11 protein-coding genes are annotated in these 16247 nt (G+C 69.0%); 4 read left to right on the top strand and 7 right to left on the bottom strand.

Annotation, left to right across the window (positions count from 1 at the left end; genetic code table 11):
- Positions 1 to 1060: 1060 nt before the first annotated feature.
- Together ACZ1HC_RS00455 and ACZ1HC_RS00460 are read left to right on the top strand one after the other, a co-directional pair.
- Positions 1061 to 1927: a putative selenate ABC transporter substrate-binding protein gene (locus tag ACZ1HC_RS00455; protein WP_472698384.1), complete on the top strand. Its 867-nt coding sequence runs from the start codon at positions 1061 to 1063 to the stop codon at positions 1925 to 1927.
- A gap of 2 nt (positions 1928 to 1929) precedes the next feature.
- Entirely contained in the window at positions 1930 to 2592 is a 663-nt protein-coding gene (locus tag ACZ1HC_RS00460; protein ID WP_472698264.1) for an ATP-binding cassette domain-containing protein, read from the top strand.
- 1533 nt (positions 2593 to 4125) lie between these two features.
- Here ACZ1HC_RS00460 and ACZ1HC_RS00465 read toward each other — a convergent pair.
- Positions 4126 to 4848, bottom strand: a complete 723-nt coding sequence (locus ACZ1HC_RS00465; RefSeq protein WP_472698265.1) for an SDR family NAD(P)-dependent oxidoreductase — start codon at positions 4846 to 4848, stop codon at positions 4126 to 4128.
- A 248-nt stretch (positions 4849 to 5096) separates the two neighbouring features.
- Between ACZ1HC_RS00465 and ACZ1HC_RS00470 the strand changes: the two genes are divergently transcribed.
- Both ACZ1HC_RS00470 and ACZ1HC_RS00475 read left to right on the top strand, forming a co-directional pair.
- A complete protein-coding gene (locus ACZ1HC_RS00470; protein WP_472698266.1) occupies positions 5097 to 7763 on the top strand; it encodes an HAD-IC family P-type ATPase in 2667 nt (888 codons plus the stop codon).
- A gap of 96 nt (positions 7764 to 7859) precedes the next feature.
- Positions 7860 to 9326: an alanine/glycine:cation symporter family protein gene (locus ACZ1HC_RS00475; RefSeq protein WP_472698267.1), complete on the top strand. Its 1467-nt coding sequence runs from the start codon at positions 7860 to 7862 to the stop codon at positions 9324 to 9326.
- A 64-nt stretch (positions 9327 to 9390) separates the two neighbouring features.
- On the opposite strand, the gene ACZ1HC_RS00480 is transcribed toward ACZ1HC_RS00475, so the two are convergent.
- From ACZ1HC_RS00480 to ACZ1HC_RS00505, 6 genes are all read right to left on the bottom strand, one after another.
- A complete protein-coding gene (locus tag ACZ1HC_RS00480; protein WP_472698268.1) occupies positions 9391 to 11100 on the bottom strand; it encodes a catalase in 1710 nt (569 codons plus the stop codon).
- Positions 11101 to 11439: 339 nt separating this feature from the next.
- Positions 11440 to 12220 (bottom strand): IS5 family transposase gene (locus tag ACZ1HC_RS00485; protein ID WP_472698269.1). Its coding sequence is split into 2 segments (ribosomal slippage): positions 11440 to 11878 and positions 11877 to 12220, totalling 783 coding nucleotides; the frame shifts between segments, so codons are not numbered across the junction.
- Between the two features lie 66 nt (positions 12221 to 12286).
- Positions 12287 to 13735, bottom strand: a complete 1449-nt coding sequence (locus ACZ1HC_RS00490) for a PAS domain-containing protein (protein ID WP_472698270.1) — start codon at positions 13733 to 13735, stop codon at positions 12287 to 12289.
- Between the two features lie 96 nt (positions 13736 to 13831).
- Positions 13832 to 14764: a DMT family transporter gene (locus ACZ1HC_RS00495; RefSeq protein WP_472698271.1), complete on the bottom strand. Its 933-nt coding sequence runs from the start codon at positions 14762 to 14764 to the stop codon at positions 13832 to 13834.
- Between the two features lie 132 nt (positions 14765 to 14896).
- Positions 14897 to 15664 (bottom strand): class I SAM-dependent methyltransferase, encoded by a 768-nt coding sequence (locus ACZ1HC_RS00500; RefSeq protein ID WP_472698272.1) that lies wholly within the window; start codon positions 15662 to 15664, stop codon positions 14897 to 14899.
- A 45-nt stretch (positions 15665 to 15709) separates the two neighbouring features.
- A complete protein-coding gene (locus ACZ1HC_RS00505; RefSeq protein WP_472698273.1) occupies positions 15710 to 16240 on the bottom strand; it encodes a sarcosine oxidase subunit gamma in 531 nt (176 codons plus the stop codon).
- Positions 16241 to 16247 lie beyond the last annotated feature (7 nt).

The following is a 16247-nucleotide window of genomic DNA, read 5'->3' on the forward strand; positions in this document are numbered from 1 at the left end:
GTGCGGACGTTGCCCGGGGCTTGGGCGCGGGCCTCGGCGGCCGTTTGGCCGCATGATGAAACGCCGCGGCCCCGGCTCTGGCACGAGATCATCGGCCCGTTGATCCCGAAGCCGGCAAGTCAGGGCAGCCGCGACGGCCGCTGCCCATGTCCGGGCGGCCTTCGGGCACTGCGTCCCCTGCGCCGAGATCGCGCCAGAGGGATAAGCGCAGGCTCCGCGACGTTCGGCGGGGGCATCGTCATACGGCGTGGCGCCGAACCGGATCCGGATCGTGGTGTGGTTCAGGGCCATGAGAGAGGTTCCCAAGAGCGCCGGTGCGGCAGGATCAGCCCTTGCGTCGGGCCGTGGGCAATGGCGAACTGCGGCCCGATGGCCGGAAGTATCCGCCTGTCGGCTCCGCCTGCATCGCGGAGTCGCGTCCGGTTCTTCCGGCCAGAAGATGCAATGGCTGGAGGTTCGGCAAGGCCTTCTTGAGGGCAGTGCGGAGGGTTCCGGGCCAACCCGGCCAACCGCCCCTGCGCCTCGGGCCCGGGTCGCGCAATCCACCAGCACCAACCGAAAAGTCTCGCCGGTCCACGGGAAGGCGGCGCGCCTCTTGCTCTGGCCGGCCCGGGTGCGGGCGGGCCTGCCGGGTCGCGAACCCCAAGGCCTGATGCCGCACCTCCGCGCGGATCTGTCCGGGCCGCTGGGTGCGGTCTGCGCTTCGCCCTGCAGATGGCCCTCCATCAGGATGGCCGCCCCCGGACGGCGCGATGGTCCTGTTCCGGCCGCTTTGCCCGGCAGGCTCCGGCAACACCCGCTTTCCCGCTGCTCGCAGCGCCCGAACTGCCAGGATCCTGCCGCCGCCTGCAACCCGGAGGGGTGGGATCCGCGCGCCACTTCCAGCGGCATCGGCCCCGTTGGCGGTCCGGTTGCCGGCGGGTCGTGCGTGAAGTAGGGTCCAGCCGGGGAGGCGATCCCCGCAACACCCCCGGTGATGGCATCGAAAGGAACGGAAATGCCCAGGTCTGGCAAGGTTTGTGTCGACAGGGACGGCTTCGGGCGCAGGACCACCCTTGCCCTGCTTGTCGGCGCCGCATCCGCCCTCGCGGTTCTGGCGGCAGGCGCGCCAATGGCAGGCGCACAGGAGGGTCCGACGCTGTATTTCTCGGCCATTCCGGACGATGACGAGACGCGGCTGATGCAGCGCTTTGCCGCGGTGGCCGACTATCTTGAGGCCGAGCTGGGCGTGCCGGTGGAATATGTCCCGGTCAAGGATTACGCCGCCTCCGTGGTGGCGTTTCGCAACGACCAGATCCAGCTTGGCTGGTTCGGCGGGCTGTCCGGCGTGCAGGCCCGTCTGGCGGTTCCCGGGTCGCGCGCCCTGGCCCAGGGGGACGAGGACATGAGCTTCGTGTCCTATTTCATCGCCCATGAGGACACGGGGCTGACCCCCGGCCCGGAATTCCCGCTCGAGGCCGAGGGGATGAGCTTTACCTTCGGGGCGCAGACATCGACCTCGGGGCGGCTGTTCCCCGAGTTCTACATCCGGCAGGAAACCGGCATGGCGCCGGAAGATTTCTTCTCGCGGGTGGGATTTTCGGGCGACCACAACCAGACGCTGCGGCTGGTGTCCACCGGCGCCTATCAGCTGGGCGCGCTGAACTACACGGTCTATGAGACGGCCGTGGCCGAAAACGCGCCCGAGGCGGCCACGACGCGGGTGATCTGGAAAACCCCGCCCTATCCCGATTACAACTGGACGATCCGGGGCGACGTGGACGACCGCTTCGGGGCGGGCTTTGCCGACCGGGTTCAGGCGGCCCTGATCGGGATGGACGACCCCGATCTGCTGGCGTCCTTCCCGCGCAAGTCCTTCGTTCCCGCCGCGAACGAGGATTACGAGCCGATCCTGCAGACCGGCCGCGCCCTGGGCCTGCTTGACTGAGGATGCTGCATTTCCAGGGCGAGCGGCTTGCCTATGGGGATCACGTCGTCCTGCCGGATGTGCAGTTTTGCCTGCATCCGGCAGACCGCGTGGTGATCCTGGGGCGCAGCGGCAGCGGCAAGACCACGCTTCTGAACGCGATCCATGCCCGGCTGGCGGCGCAGGGGCGGCGCGACCTGGCGCTTGTTCCGCAGGAACACGGTCTGGTGCCGCAGCTGTCGGTCTTCCACAACGTCTATATGGGCCGGCTGGACCGACACCGGCCCCTCTACAACCTGCTGAACCTGGTCTGGCCCCTGCCGGCCGAGCGCCGCGGGGTCGAGGCCGCCCTGACCCATGTCGGTCTGGGCGGGCTTGGCCGCAAGCCGGTGGCGGCGCTGTCGGGGGGCCAGAAGCAGCGCACCGCCCTGGCCCGCGCGCTTCATCGCGGCGGATCGGTGCTGATCGGCGATGAGCCGGTTTCGGCGGTGGACGAACGCCACGCGGCGGAACTGGTCGCGACATTGGGACGGCAGTTCCCGACCTTGGTGCTGGCGCTGCATGACGTGGCCTTGGCGCGGCTGATCGCCACCCGCATCGTCGGCATCAGCGACGGGCGGCTGGTGATCGACCGGCCCGCCGGACAGGTCAGCGCGGACGAGATCGATGCGCTCTATCGTCGGTGACCGGGGCCGGCGGTGGCCGGGGGGCGCCTGGCCGCCTCGCTGGGCTTTCTGGCCGTTGCGGTGGCGCTGCTGCCGCTGGGCGATCTGCGCATCGCCAGCCACGACCCCTGGAGCGAACTGGGCCGGATGGTCCGGGGCCTGCTGTCGCCGGATTTCGGCGCCCTTCCCGGGCTGTCGCGCGCTGCCGCGCTGACGCTGGCCTTCGGCATCTGCGGGGTGGCGGCGGGTGGGCTGGCGGGGTTCCTGCTAGCGCCGCTGTATCGCCATGCCCCGGTCCGCTTCCTGTGCATCGCCGCCCGGTCGATCCACGAACTGTTCTGGGCCATCCTGCTGATGCACGTCACGGGACTGTCGGCCACGACCGGGATCCTGGCCCTGGCGATCCCCTATGCCGGGATCTTCGCCAAGGTCTTCTCCGAATACCTGGACGAGGCCGATCCGCGCCCGCTTCGCGCCCTTCCGGCCGGCGCGGATCTTCTGTCGGCCTTCTTCTATGCCCGGTTCCCGCTGGCCATGCGGGAATTCGGGACCTACACGCTCTACCGGCTGGAATGCGGGCTGCGCGCAAGCGCGGTGCTGGGCTTCGTCGGCCTGCCGACCCTGGGGTTCGAACTGGACAGCTTCTTCAAGCAGGGCCTTTATGGCGCGGTCGCGGCCGTGCTGATCCTGTATTTCGCGATGATCGCGACGATCCGGCTGTGGATGCGGTGGCCCTTGGCGCCGGTCTATGTGCTGGTTTCCGCCTGGGTGCTGTCGCGGTTGCAGACGCCGCCCGTGGCCCCCGGCGCGCTGATGCGGTTCCTGGGCCAGGACATCGTGCCGGCGCCCCTGCGCAACGGGGACTGGGGGGACGGCGCGACCTGGGACCGGCTGGCGGAGTGGGCGGGCAGGCTGTTCTTCGACCAGGCCCTGCCGGGGCTGGGGGCCACCCTGATCGTGGCGCAACTGGCCCTGGTCCTGGCCGGGCTGGTGGCGCTGATCGGCTTCCCGCTGATCCTGCGTCCCCTGGTCGGGCGCCACGGCGCCTGGCTGGGGCATCTGGGGCTGGTGATCGGGCGGTCCACCCCCGAATACATGCTGGCCTACATCATGCTGCAACTGCTGGGCCCGTCGATGCTGCCCGCGGTGATCGCCCTGGGCCTGCACAACGGCGCGATCATCGCCCATCTTCTGGGCCGCCAGTCCGAGGGCGTCCATGCCGGCCTGCGGCCCGATGCGCCGCGCGGTCTGGATCTCTATGCCTGGGAGATCCTGCCGCGGATCCACGGCAATTTCCTGGCCCTGTGCTTCTATCGGTGGGAGATCATCGTCCGCAGAATCGGCGATCGTGGGCCTGCTGGGCATGGGCACGCTGGGCTTCTATGTCGGCGCCGCGATCCAGGAAATCCGGCTGGACCGGGCGGTGTTCCTGCTGCTGGTGACGATGCTGGCGACGGTGGCCATCGACATGATCTCGCGCCGCAGCCGCGCCGCCCTAGGGCTGGACGGGCTGCGGATCCGGTCGGGCACGCAAGGCCGCCCCGACAGCCCGGCTTACGGCGCCGTGTAGCCGCCGTCCACCAAGTGATAGCTGCCGGTGATGAAGCTGGCGCGGTCCGACAGCAGGAAGCAGGTCAGGGCCGAGACCTCGGGCGGCCTGCCGATGCGGCCCAGCGGGTGCAGGGCTGCAAGGCTGTCCAGGACCTCGGGCGACAGGTTGGCCGACAGCAAGGGCGTGTCGATGAAGGCCGGCCCAATGGCGTTCACGCGGATGCCCTGCCGCGCGTATTCCAGGGCGGCGGTCCGGGTCAGCCCCAGAAGCCCATGCTTGGCCGCGACATAGGGGGCGGCATTGGCAAAGCCCACCGATCCTAGGATCGAGGACATGTTGACGATGGACCCGCCCCCGGCGCGCAGCATGGCGGGGATCTGCCACCGCATCCCGTAGAAGACCCCGTTCAGGTTGATGTCGATCACCCGGCGCCAGTCCTCGGGGCGATAATCGCCGGTCGGGACCGAGGGGCCGGCGATGCCGGCGTTGTTCACCGCCATGTGCAGCCCGCCGCAGTCGCGTTCGGCGAAGGTGGCGATCTCGCGCATGGCGTCCTCGTCGGTGACGTCGGCGGCGAAGGTCCGGGCCTGTCCTCCGGCCGAGGCGATCTCGTCCGCCACGGCGCGGCAGCCCTCGTCCTTGAGGTCGCTGACGACCACGAGCGCGCCCGAGGCCGCAAGCTCCAGGGCGATCTCGCGCCCCAGCCCCGAGGCGGCCCCCGTCACGATCGCGGTGCGGCCCGAGAAGTCGAGAGCGGATGTCGGTCATGGCACGGTCCTTTCGGTTTGGGTCGGATGATCGTCACCTAATCCCCAAGGGGCACCCCTTGCCTTGACCCATGTCAAGCCGGCGTCCAGTCTGGGCCGGTCCGGGTCGCAATCGGGCGGGTCTTGACCTGGATCAAGGGCCGCGGGGCCGGCGCCGTTACGATCCACCGGAATGCCCGGAACGCCGCAAGGAACCACGATAACCGATGACCGATCCAAGCGCGCTTGCCGAGGCCCATGCCCGCCCTGTCTCCGAAGTCCTGGCCGCCCTGGACGCCACTGCCACCGGCCTGAGCGCCGCGGAAGCCGCCGCACGGCTGGCCCGGCACGGCCCCAACCGGCTTCCCGGAGCAAAGCCGCGCCCGGCGATCCTGCGCTTTCTGGACCAGTTCAACAACGCGCTGATCTATTTCCTGCTGGCCGGGGCGGCGGCTGCGGCGGCCTTAGGGCACCTTGTCGATACCGGGGTGATCCTGGCGGTGGTGATCGTCAACGCCGTCGTGGGCTTCCTGCAGGAGGGCAGGGCCGAGAACGCGTTGAACGCCATCCAGGCCATGATCGCGCCCCGGGCCAGCGTCTTGCGCGACGGGCGGCGCATCAGCATCGACATGGCCGATCTGGTGCCCGGCGACGTGGTCCTGATCGAGGCCGGCGACCGTGTGCCCGCCGACCTGCGCCTGATCGGCGCGCGCAACCTGCTGATCGACGAGGCGATCCTGACGGGAGAATCCGTGGCGGCCTCGAAGGGGGCCGATCCCGTCGTGGCCGGGGCGCCGCTGGGCGACCGGCGGTCGATGGCCTTTTCGGGCACGCTTGTCGCGGCGGGCCAGGGCAGCGGCGTCGTCACCGCCACCGGCACCGCCACCCAAATCGGCCGCATCAGCACCCTGCTGCGCGAGGTCGAGCCCCTGGCCACGCCGCTCTTGCGCCAGATCAACGGCTTTGCGCGCCGGTTCACGATGCTGGCCTTCCTGGGGGCGGCGCTGATCTTCGTCTTCGCCGTCACCCTGCGCGGCTTTGGCTGGGACGAGGCGTTGATGGCGGTGGTGGCCCTGGCGGTGGGCCTGATCCCCGAAGGCCTGCCCGCCGTCATCACCATCACCCTGGCCATCGGCGTGCAGCGCATGGCCGCCCGCCGCGCGGTGATCCGCCGCCTGCCGGCGGTGGAAACCCTGGGCGCGACCTCGATCATCTGTTCGGACAAGACCGGCACCCTGACCCGGAACGAGATGACCGTGGGCCGGGTGGTGACCGCCGACGGTGTGACGGTGGTCCGGGGCGCGGGCTATGACCCGACCGGCCATGACTTCACCCCCGAACCCGCCGCGCGCGACCTGCTGCGGGCGGGCTTGCTGTGCAACGACGCCGAACTGCGTCCCGGCACCTGGAAGGTCGAGGGCGACCCGATGGAGGGCGCGCTGATCACCGCGGCGATGAAGGCGGGCCTCGACCCGGCCGCCGAACGCGCGGCTGGGCGGCTGGACGCCATTCCGTTCGACGCCCAGCACCGCTTCATGGCGACGCTGCACGACGTGCCGGGGCAGGGGCGGGTGATGCTGGTCAAGGGCGCGCCCGAACGGATCCTGGCGATGTGCGCGGACCAGGCCTCGGCCGCCGGCGCGCAGGCGCTGGATCATGGCCACTGGTCCGGCCGCATCGCCGAGGCCGCGCGCGAGGGCGAGCGGGTTCTGGCCTATGCGATGAAGCCCATGCCCCCGGGCACCGCCCGCATCGATTTCCCCGATGTCGCGGGCGGGCTGACCTTCCTGGGCATCACCGGCTTCATCGACCCGCCCCGCCCCGAGGCCGTCGCGGCCATCGCGGAATGCCGCCGCGCGGGCATCGAGGTGCGGATGATCACCGGCGACCACGGCGAAACCGCCGCCGCCATCGCCCGCCAGCTGGGCCTTGCGCCCGACCCGCAGGTGCTGACGGGCAGGGATCTGGACGCGATCCCCGACAGCGGTTTTGCCGATGCCGTCGGCCGCACCCAGGTCTTCGCCCGCACCAGCCCCGAACACAAGCTGCGCATCGTCCGCGCCTTGCAATCGCAGGGCCGCGTGGTCGCGATGACCGGCGACGGGGTGAACGACGCGCCCTCGCTGAAACAGGCCGATGTCGGCATCGCCATGGGCATCAAGGGCACCGAGGCCGCCAAGGAAGCGGCCGAAATCGTGCTGATGGACGACAACTTCGCGTCCATCGTGGCGGCGGTCCACGAAGGCCGCACGGTCCACGACAACATCCGCAAGGTCATCGCCTGGACCCTGCCCACCAATGCCGGCGAGGCGCTGATGGTGGTGCTGGCGATCCTGATCGGCTTCGCCCTGCCGATGACGCCGGTGCAGATCCTGTGGGTGAACCTGATCCTCGAGGGCACGCTGGGCCTGGTGCTGGCCTTCGAGCCCTCCGAGCCCGGCGTGATGTCCCGCCCGCCGCGCCGGCCGGAGGCCGGGCTTCTGACCCCGTTCCTGGTCTGGCGCATCGTCCTGGTCTCGGCGATGGTCACGTCGATCTCGCTGGCCGTGTTCTTCTGGACCTTGGACCAGGGCCGCGACATGGCAGTGGCGCGCACCAGGGTCGTCAACACGGTGGTGGTGCTGGAGATCTTCTATCTGTTCAACATCCGCTACCTGCACACGACCTCGTTCACGCTGACGGGCATGAAGGGCACCGGCCCGGTCCTGGCCGCCATCGCCGTGGTGGTGGCGGGCCAGCTGGCCTTCACCTATCTGCCGGTGATGAACCGCCTGTTCGATTCCCGCCCCCTGACCCTGCAGGACGGCGTCCTCATCATCGCCATCGGCCTGCTGTCGCTGGCCGTGCTGGAGATCGACAAGCACCTTCTGCGCAACAGGTTCCCGGACGGATAGGGCCAAGGCCGCCGCACCGGGCTGCCGGACATCGCCGCCTTGACAAAGCGGGGCGCCGCCCCTGTGTTGCGGGCCTCACCAAGGAGACGGACCGACATGGACAATCTGGAAACCTTCCTGGGAACCCTGGGCGGCATCGTGTGGGGGCCGTTCATGCTGATCCCGCTGCTGCTGGGAACGGGCATCTACCTGACCTTCCGGCTGGGCGGGATCCAGTTCCTGCGCCTGGGCGCGGCCCTGCGGCTGGGCCTCATCCGGCGCCAGGACGACGAGGCCGAGGGCGACATCTCGCAGTTCCAGGCGCTGACCACCGCGATGGCCGCCACGGTCGGCACCGGCAACATCGTCGGCGTGGCGACCGCCATCGGCATCGGTGGGCCGGGGGCGTTGTTCTGGATGTGGGTGACCGCGCTTCTGGGCATGGCCTCGAAATATTCCGAGGCCTTCCTGGGAGTGCGCTTCCGCACCACCGATGCCGCGGGCGAGAAGTCGGGCGGGCCGCAATACTACCTGGAACGCGGCATCCCCGGCCGCTTCGGCCGCGTCCTGGCGCTTGCTTTCGCGATCTTCGCGGTCTGCGCGTCCTTCGGCATCGGCAACATGACCCAGGGCAATTCCATCGCTTCGAACCTCGAGCGCAGCTTCGCGGTGCCCAGTTGGGCCACCGGCGCGGTGCTGGCGGCGATGACGCTGCTGGTGCTGGTGGGCGGCATCAGGTCCATCGGCCGCGTCACGGCGGGCTTCGTGCCGGCGATGATCCTGTTCTACGTGCTGGGGGCGCTGTATATCCTGGGCGCCAACATCGGCGCGGTCCCCGGCGCCATCGCCACCGTCTTCGGCGACGCCTTCACCGGCACCTCGGCGGCGGGCGGCTTCGTGGGATCGACCATCATGATCGCCGTGCAATATGGCGTGGCCCGGGGGATCTTTTCCAACGAATCCGGCATGGGGTCGGCGGCGATCGCGGCGGCCTCGGCCCAGACCACGCATCCGGTGCGGCAGGGGCTGGTGTCGATGACGCAGACCTTCATCGACACGATCATCGTGGTCACCTGCACCGGCCTTGTCATCATCACCACCGGCGTCTGGACGCAGACCGACCCCGCGACCGGCCAGCAGATTTCCGCGGCGATCATGACGGGCGAGGCCTTCACCCACGGACTGCCCGGCCAGTGGGGCCACGGGATCGTGACGGTCGGGCTGGTGCTGTTCGCCTATTCGACCATCCTCGGCTGGGCCTATTACGGGGAACGCAACGTTGAACGGCTGGTCGGCCGGGGCGGGGTGATGCCCTTCCGGGTGCTGTTCTCGGCGGTGGTGTTTGTCGGCTGCACGGTGCAGCTGGGCGTGGTGTGGAACTTCTCGGACGTGATGAACGGGCTGATGGCGATCCCGAACCTGATCGGGCTTCTGATCCTGTCGGGCCTGATCGCCCGCGAGACGCGCCATTACCTGCGCCACGACCCCCGGCTCGAGGCGTCGCGGGCCGAGATCGAGGCCTTCATGCAGGGCCAGCCGGGATGGCAGGACTGGAAGGCATCGGAACGCTCCGTCCACCGCTGATGGCGGCTTGGAAAAAGGGGCCGCGGATGCGGCCCCTTTCCGGTGCAGGCAGTTGCAAGGCTTCTCAGGAACCCGCCGCCTGGCCGCGATGGGGCATCTTCTCGGCGGCGCCCGGCAGCCCGCCCAGAACCTCGTCGGCGGTGGTCTGGCGGTTCTTGACCGAGCTGGTCCACTGGCCCCAGACGGTCGGATCGATCGCGTCGCCGTTCGATCCCAGGTTGCCCAGCCGGCGCTGATCCTCGTCGGTCAGGACCTGCCCGGGCAGCGGCTCGAGGTGCTTCACATCGGCCGCGCCGATGCCCAGCATCTCGCCCACGCGGGTGCCGTAGTCGTCGTGGACCATCAGCAGATGCCAGACCATGCGTTCCTGCACGTCGCGTTCGCACTGGCCCAGCATGGTGCCCATGTTCAGCACCAGATCGTCGCGTTCCCAATCCATCATGGTGCAATAGCGCGCCCGCGCCTGGACATAGTCGTTGCGCCGTTCCAGTACGCTGCGCGTCAGCCGGCCGCGGATCTCGGGCGGGTTGTTGGGGGCGTCGCGCTGCGCCTCTTGCAGCCCGCCGTGGAGCGAGGGCTCATAGTTCACGTGCGGGTTCTGCCCGGGGGCGATGTCGCGGCCATAGGACATCTGGCCGCCGTCGTAGTTGGTGGCCACCCGCGCGCCCTTCGCCCGGTTCACCGGCAATTGCAGGTAGTTGGTGCCGATCCGGTAGCGCTGCGTGTCGGAATACGAGAACGTCCGGCCGACCAGCATCTTGTCGTCGGAAAAGTCCAGCCCGTCCACCAGCACGCCGGTGCCCATGGCGATCTGCTCGTTCTCGTCGAAGAAGTTCTCGACGTTGCGGTTCAGGGTCATCACGCCGACATGGCGCAGCGGGAAATCCTTTTCCGGCCAGATCTTCGTGTCGTCCAGCGGATCCCAGTCCAGTTCGGGATGGTCGTGATCCTCCATCACCTGCACATACATGTCCCACTGCGGATAGTCTCCGCGCTCGATGGCGGTGAACAGATCCTTCGAGGCCGAACCGAAGTCCTTGCCCTGCACCTTCTCGGCCTCGGCGGCGGTCAGGCAGGCCACGCCCTGGCGCGGGTGGAAGTGGTACTTGACCAGCACCGTGTCGCCCGCCGCGTTCACCATCTTGTAGGTGTTCACGCCGAAGCCTTCCATGTGGCGATAGCTGGCCGGGATGCCGCGCGGGCTGAACAGGTGCGTCAGCATGTGCATCGACTCGGGCGTCTGGCTCATGAAGTCGAAGATGCGGTTGGGTTCCTGGCGGAAGGTCACCGGGTCGGGCTTGAGCGAGTGGATCACGTCGGGAAACTTGATCGCGTCGCGGATGAAGAAGACGGCCAGGTTGTTGCCGACCAGATCCCAGTTGCCGTCCTCGGTATAGAACTTGACGGCGAAGCCGCGGGGGTCGCGGGCCACCTCGGAACTGTCGCGGCCGCCGATCACGGTGGAAAAGCGGATCGCCAGCGGCGTCTTCTTGCCCTTCTGCTGGAACAGCTTGGCCCGGGTGTATGTCGAGGCGGGCTCGTCGCCGATCATGCCCGTGGCCTCGAATTCGCCATAGCAGACGAAACCGCGCGCATGAACCACCCGTTCGGGGATGCGCTCGCGGTCGAAGTGGGTGATCTTTTCCAGGAAGTGATAGTTTTCCAGCGTCGCCGGGCCGCGCGGGCCGATCGTGCGCTGCGACTGGTTGTTGGTGATCTCGTGGCCCTGGCGGTTCGTCAGGGTCTTGTTGCCGTGCGGGGCTTGGTCTTCCATAGCTGTTCTCCGTACTGCGGACGCAGAGGGTAGGTGATTTGACGGGGCGCGCAACCGATCTCGCGTCCGGCCAAGGTCGAACGACCGCCTTGGTTGACGCACCCCCTGGGACCGCGGCGGCAGCCGGTTCCCTGCCGGATCCAGCACGGCGTCAGGACGGCTGTGCGGCCCGCATCCGCCAGCGGCGAACGTCTTTCCCTGGCCGGATCGGCGACGATCCGCGATTGCTGCTGCGATCCGGTGGGGGACAAGCCCTTGGCGGCTGCCGACCGAACGCCGCGGCAGGGGCCGGGTTCCGTCGCGGCATCGCCATTCCTGGCCCGTGCGGCCGCCGCTAGGTCATGTTGACAAATGGCGGAGCCAGAGCTTGATGCATGCGATGTCGATGAAGCCGCGGAAGCTTTCTGCGGTTTTGTCGTAGCGGGTTGCCAGCCGACGGCTGTTTTTCAGCTTGTTGAAGCAGCGCTCGACCATGTTGCGCAGGGTGTAGATGGTCATGTCGACAGCCTTGCGCACCCTTCGGTTCTTTCGCATCGGTATCATGGGGAGGGCGTTGCGGCTCTCGATGTCTTCCCGAATTTTATCAGAGTCATAGCCCCTGTCTGCGACCAGGACGGCTGGCTGCGGCAGGTTGTCGGCCATCACCAGATCATAGCCGGTGTAGTCGGAATCCTGCCCCGGCGTGATCTCGGTCCTCATCGGGAGGCCAGCGCCGTTGACGCGGAGATGGATCTTGGTCGAGAAGCCACCTCTCGAACGGCCAAGAGCCTCTTTCGGGTCCCCCTTTTGCGCCCGCCGCATGATGATGGGCGCGGATCACGGTGCTGTCGATCATCTGCAGCTTGTCCGGCGCGATCCCAGCGTGGTTCAGCGCGTCCAGGATATCCTCCCACAGCCCGGCAAGGGTCCAACGGCGGAACTGCCGGTAGACCGAGGACCACTTGCCGAACTCTTCGGGCAGGTCGCGCCACGGCGCACCAGTCCTTGCGATCCAGAAAATGCCATCCAGAACAAGACGATGGTCCGCAGGCTTGCGCCCGTTCGGATGCCGGACGGCTCGGATGAAGCCCTCAAAGAATCCCCATTCGTCGTCGGACATCAGGTTGCGTGCCAAGCTCATCTCCTACGTAGAGAGCAGCTTGAATCACAGCGCGAACGCCGGTGGAACCCCTTCTGTCAACATCACCTAGGCCGGCGGCGGCCCGCCCAGGGCATCCCAGTCCGCCCGCAGCTCGAAATGGATGCCGCCCGGGCGGTATTCCACGGCGGCGGTGCCGTTGACGGTGGCCGACAGCGCCTTTTCGATCATCCGGCTGCCGAAGCCGGTATGGGCCGGGGCCTTGACCGTGGGTCCGCCGGATTCGTCCCAGGTCAGGATGAACTGGCTGCCCTCGGCCCGCCATTCGATGCGCACCTGCCCGCTGTCGCCGGACAGCGCGCCGTATTTCACGGCGTTCGTCGCAAGCTCGTGCAGGGCCAGCGTCAGGGCGCTGCTGACCTTGTGGCTGATCTCGACATCGGGGCCGTGGAAGTGGATGCGCCCGTCGGCGTTGAAGGGCCGCAGCGCGCGGTCCACCGTCTGGCGCAGCCCCGCCACGTCCCAGTCCTTGCCGGCAAGGATGTCGTGGGCGCCGCCAAGCGCCTCGATCCGCCGGGCGATCACCTGCCGCATCTGGTTGGTCGGCAGTTCGGCACGCAGCGACTGGCTGACGATGGCCTGGACGGTCGCCAGGGTGTTCTTGATCCGGTGGCTCATCTCCTGCGTGACCAGGCTGCGGAAGGCCTCGGCTTCCTTGCGGTCGGTGATGTCCACCGAGATGCCGCTCATCGTCAGGGGGCGGCGGTCGGCGTCGAAGCGCGTCTCGGCGCGGATTTCAACCCACCGCATCTCGCCGTCGGGCCGCATGACGCGGTATTCGATGCGGAACTGACCGTCGCCCGAAAGCGCCGCGTCCAGCGTCTGCCTCCAGCGGTCCAGATCGCCGGGATGGATCGAGGCCTGAAGATCCTGGTAGCTGAAGTCGTCCCCCGGCCCGCGGCCGAAGGTGGCCTTGCACAGGGCCGAGGCCACCAGCCGCCGGTTGGGAACGTCCAGCGTCCAGGTGCCAAGGCCGCCGGCCTCCAGCGTGAACTGCAGCCGCTCCTCGGCCGCCGTCAGGTCGGCGATGCGGCGCTGCATTTCGGTGTTCCTGCCGGCGACAAGGGCGGTTTCGCCCAGCTTGTCGCCCGTCACGTCCAACTGCGACGCGAAGAAATAGGTCACCTCGCCCTCGTCGAAGACCGGCGACACCAGCACGCGGTTCCAGAAGATGCTGCCGTCCTTCTTGTAGTTCAGCAACTCGATCTCGATGGGAACAAGGTCCGCGATGGCCTGGCGAAGCCGGCCCACATCCTCGGCGTTGGTGCCCGGCCCCTGCAGGAACCGGCAATTGCGCCCCAGCGTCTCGTCGCGGGTATAGCCCGTCAGCCGGGCGAAGGCGTCGTTGACGAAGACGATGGGGTTGTCGGGCAGACGGGGATCGGTGATGAGCATGGGCATCCGTGTCGCCCGCATCGCCGCCGAAAAAGGATCCGAGCCCGACTTCGACCGATGGATCTCGGTGTCGATGCGGCGCTCTTCTGACAGCTTGCTCATTCGTTCCCTGAAGCGACCGGTGCCTGGTTGCCCGCACGTTATTCGGAAGCGAAATCTTTGTCACGACCCAGAAAGAAGCGGCGTCCGGGGGGCGGATCAGCCCTGCGGCGTCATGGCCTTGCGCTGCCGGTTGCGTTCCAGGCCCAGCCGGCGTTCGCGCCAGATGATCGCGATGCCCGCGCCGATCACCAGGGCCGCCCCCGCCAGCACCACCGCGGTGGGGGCCTCGGCGAAGACATACCAGCCGATGGCGATGGCCAGCAGCATCGAGACGTATTCGAAGGGCGCCACCAGCGAGGCGTCGGCAAAGCGATAGGCCGAGGTCAGCAGGATCTGCGCCAGCCCGCCCAGAAGCCCGCTGCCCACCAGCAGCGCCGCCGTCCCCGCATCGGGCATGACCCAGCCGAAGGGCAGCGTCAGCAGCCCCAGCACCGTCGAGGTGAACGAGAACCAGAACACGATGGCCGAGGTGCTTTCCTGCTGGACCAGCTTGCGGATGAACAGCTGCGCCAGGGCCGCCATGACCGCGCCCCCCAGGGCCACCACCGCGCCCAGCAGCCGATAGGGATCCGCCCCTTCGCCCGGCCGCAGTTGCGGCGACAGCACGATCAGCACCCCCGCCAGCCCCAGCCCCACCATGGACAGGCGGAACAGGCGCACGTCCTCGCCCAGAAACATCGCCGCGAAAACCACCACCAGCAGGGGCGAGGCATAGCCGATGGCGGTCACCTCGGGGAAGGGCAGCAGTGCAAGGGCCCAGAAGTTCAGCCCCATGGCGGCGGTCCCGACAAGGCCGCGATAGACATGGCCCAGGGGGCGGACGGTGCGGAAGCCCACCGCCAGTTCCCCGCGCAGGGCCAGCCAGCCCACGATCACCGGGATCGCGAACAGCGACCGGAAGAACACCTGCTGTCCGGGCGGCACGCTGGCGGTTTCCGCCGTGGCCTTCAGCATCGCGGCCATCACCGTGAACACCGCCACGCTGGCGCATTTCAGCACGATGCCCCGCATGGGGTTCTGAGAAGTCATGGCGTGACCGTCCATCCGACAGGCCATGCTTAGGCGCCGCCACAGCCCGCCGCAAGGGGATCTGCAGAACGTGCAAATCTCCCTGCTTGGGTCGCAGGCGGCCGTGCGGAAGGGGCGCAGGCGGCGCCGGGCTCAACCCGGAAGGGGCGAGACGCGGCCGATCCGCATGGCCAGCGACCAGATCACCCGCCGCCGCGCCAGGGGCGGGCCCCACAGCCGGGACAGATCCTGCGCGAAGTCGTCCAGGACGGCGTCCCGGCCTGCCTCGCGGGCGCGGCGGACGGCGGACCAGGTGCCGACATAGCCCAGAAAGCTGGCCAGATCCCAGTCGCGCCGGATCGACAGGGCAGGGGCCGGCAGTTCCGCGAAGGGAAAGTCCAGATCCGCATAGCCGCTGTCCACCAGCCGGCGTTCCGGCGGCCAGAAGGGTCCGATCCCGTCGCGGTAGAAGCGGGCGAAGCGGTCGTTCAGGGCCTCGTCCTCCAGCCGCAGCAGCCCATAGCTGACAAGGGCCAGGACGGCCCCGGGGGCGGCGATGCGGCGCGTCTCGGCGTGGAAGGCGGGCTGGTCGAACCAGTGCGCGGCCTGCGCCGCCGCGATCAGGTCGGCAGCGCCGTCCGGCAGGCCCGTGGCCTCGGCCGCGGCGCGGCGATAGCGGACGCGCGGATGGGGCAGGGCGTGGTCCACCTGGTCCCGGCTGGGATCAAGGCCGATGACCCGGTCGAAATGCGCCGCAAGCCGGGTCGTCAGCTGCCCGTTGCCGCAGCCCAGGTCCACCGCGCAGCCCTGCCGCGGCGCCAGCCGGGCCAGATGCACCGCCAGTTCGGGGGGATAGTCGGGGCGGAACCGCGCATAGCCCTGCCCGCCCTGGTCGAACCAGTTCCGGGGTGTCGCTGTCATGGCGGAAGGATAGCCGGGCCCGCCGGCCGGGACAACCGGGCAGCGCTACAGCCCCGCCGCGATCTCTTGCTGCGCCTGGGCCAGCAGCAGGCGGACATGCGGGGCGAAGCTGCGCCAGACGTCCATGCGGAAATCGGCCGGGCCGTCGCGCCACAGGATCACGGTGGCGCTGTCGAAGACCGTCCGGGCGGCGCTGCCCGCCGGCATGGCCGCAAGATTGCGCGGGCAGCAGGTCGCCAGCAGGTCCAGCACCGCGGGGCCGGACAGGCGCAGCGTGATCTCTCGGTCGCTGATGTCCACCAGGCTGTGCGGCGCGGACCCGCGCAGGGCGCGGGCCGGCGCCGCCAGGTCGCTGCCCGCGGGGGCGGTCAGCAGCCATTCGTCGGGACCCAGGCACAGCGCCTCGGCCCCGGCCGAGCGGGCGCGCGCGCCGATGCGGGCGGGCAGGTCCAGCCCAAGCGCCTGCGCCAGGCCGTCCCTGTACGCGGGCTTTACGCGCAGGGACAGGCGCAGGACCGGGGCCAGTTCCTCGACCACCACGGCCGAGGCGGCGAAGCCGTGCTTCTGGTTGGTCATGCGTCTC

It is taken from the genome of Paracoccus sp. BR5-17 (assembly GCF_055693925.1).

Coding starts and splice junctions, on each gene's coding strand:
- ACZ1HC_RS00505 (WP_472698273.1), bottom strand. CDS start 16,240: ATGACCAACCAGAAGCACGGCTTCGCCGCCTCGGCCGTGGTGGTCGAG.
- ACZ1HC_RS00490 (WP_472698270.1), bottom strand. CDS start 13,735: ATGAGCAAGCTGTCAGAAGAGCGCCGCATCGACACCGAGATCCATCGG.
- ACZ1HC_RS00470 (WP_472698266.1), top strand. CDS start 5,097: ATGACCGATCCAAGCGCGCTTGCCGAGGCCCATGCCCGCCCTGTCTCC.
- ACZ1HC_RS00480 (WP_472698268.1), bottom strand. CDS start 11,100: ATGGAAGACCAAGCCCCGCACGGCAACAAGACCCTGACGAACCGCCAG.
- ACZ1HC_RS00495 (WP_472698271.1), bottom strand. CDS start 14,764: ATGACTTCTCAGAACCCCATGCGGGGCATCGTGCTGAAATGCGCCAGC.
- ACZ1HC_RS00500 (WP_472698272.1), bottom strand. CDS start 15,664: ATGACAGCGACACCCCGGAACTGGTTCGACCAGGGCGGGCAGGGCTAT.
- ACZ1HC_RS00475 (WP_472698267.1), top strand. CDS start 7,860: ATGGACAATCTGGAAACCTTCCTGGGAACCCTGGGCGGCATCGTGTGG.
- ACZ1HC_RS00460 (WP_472698264.1), top strand. CDS start 1,930: ATGCTGCATTTCCAGGGCGAGCGGCTTGCCTATGGGGATCACGTCGTC.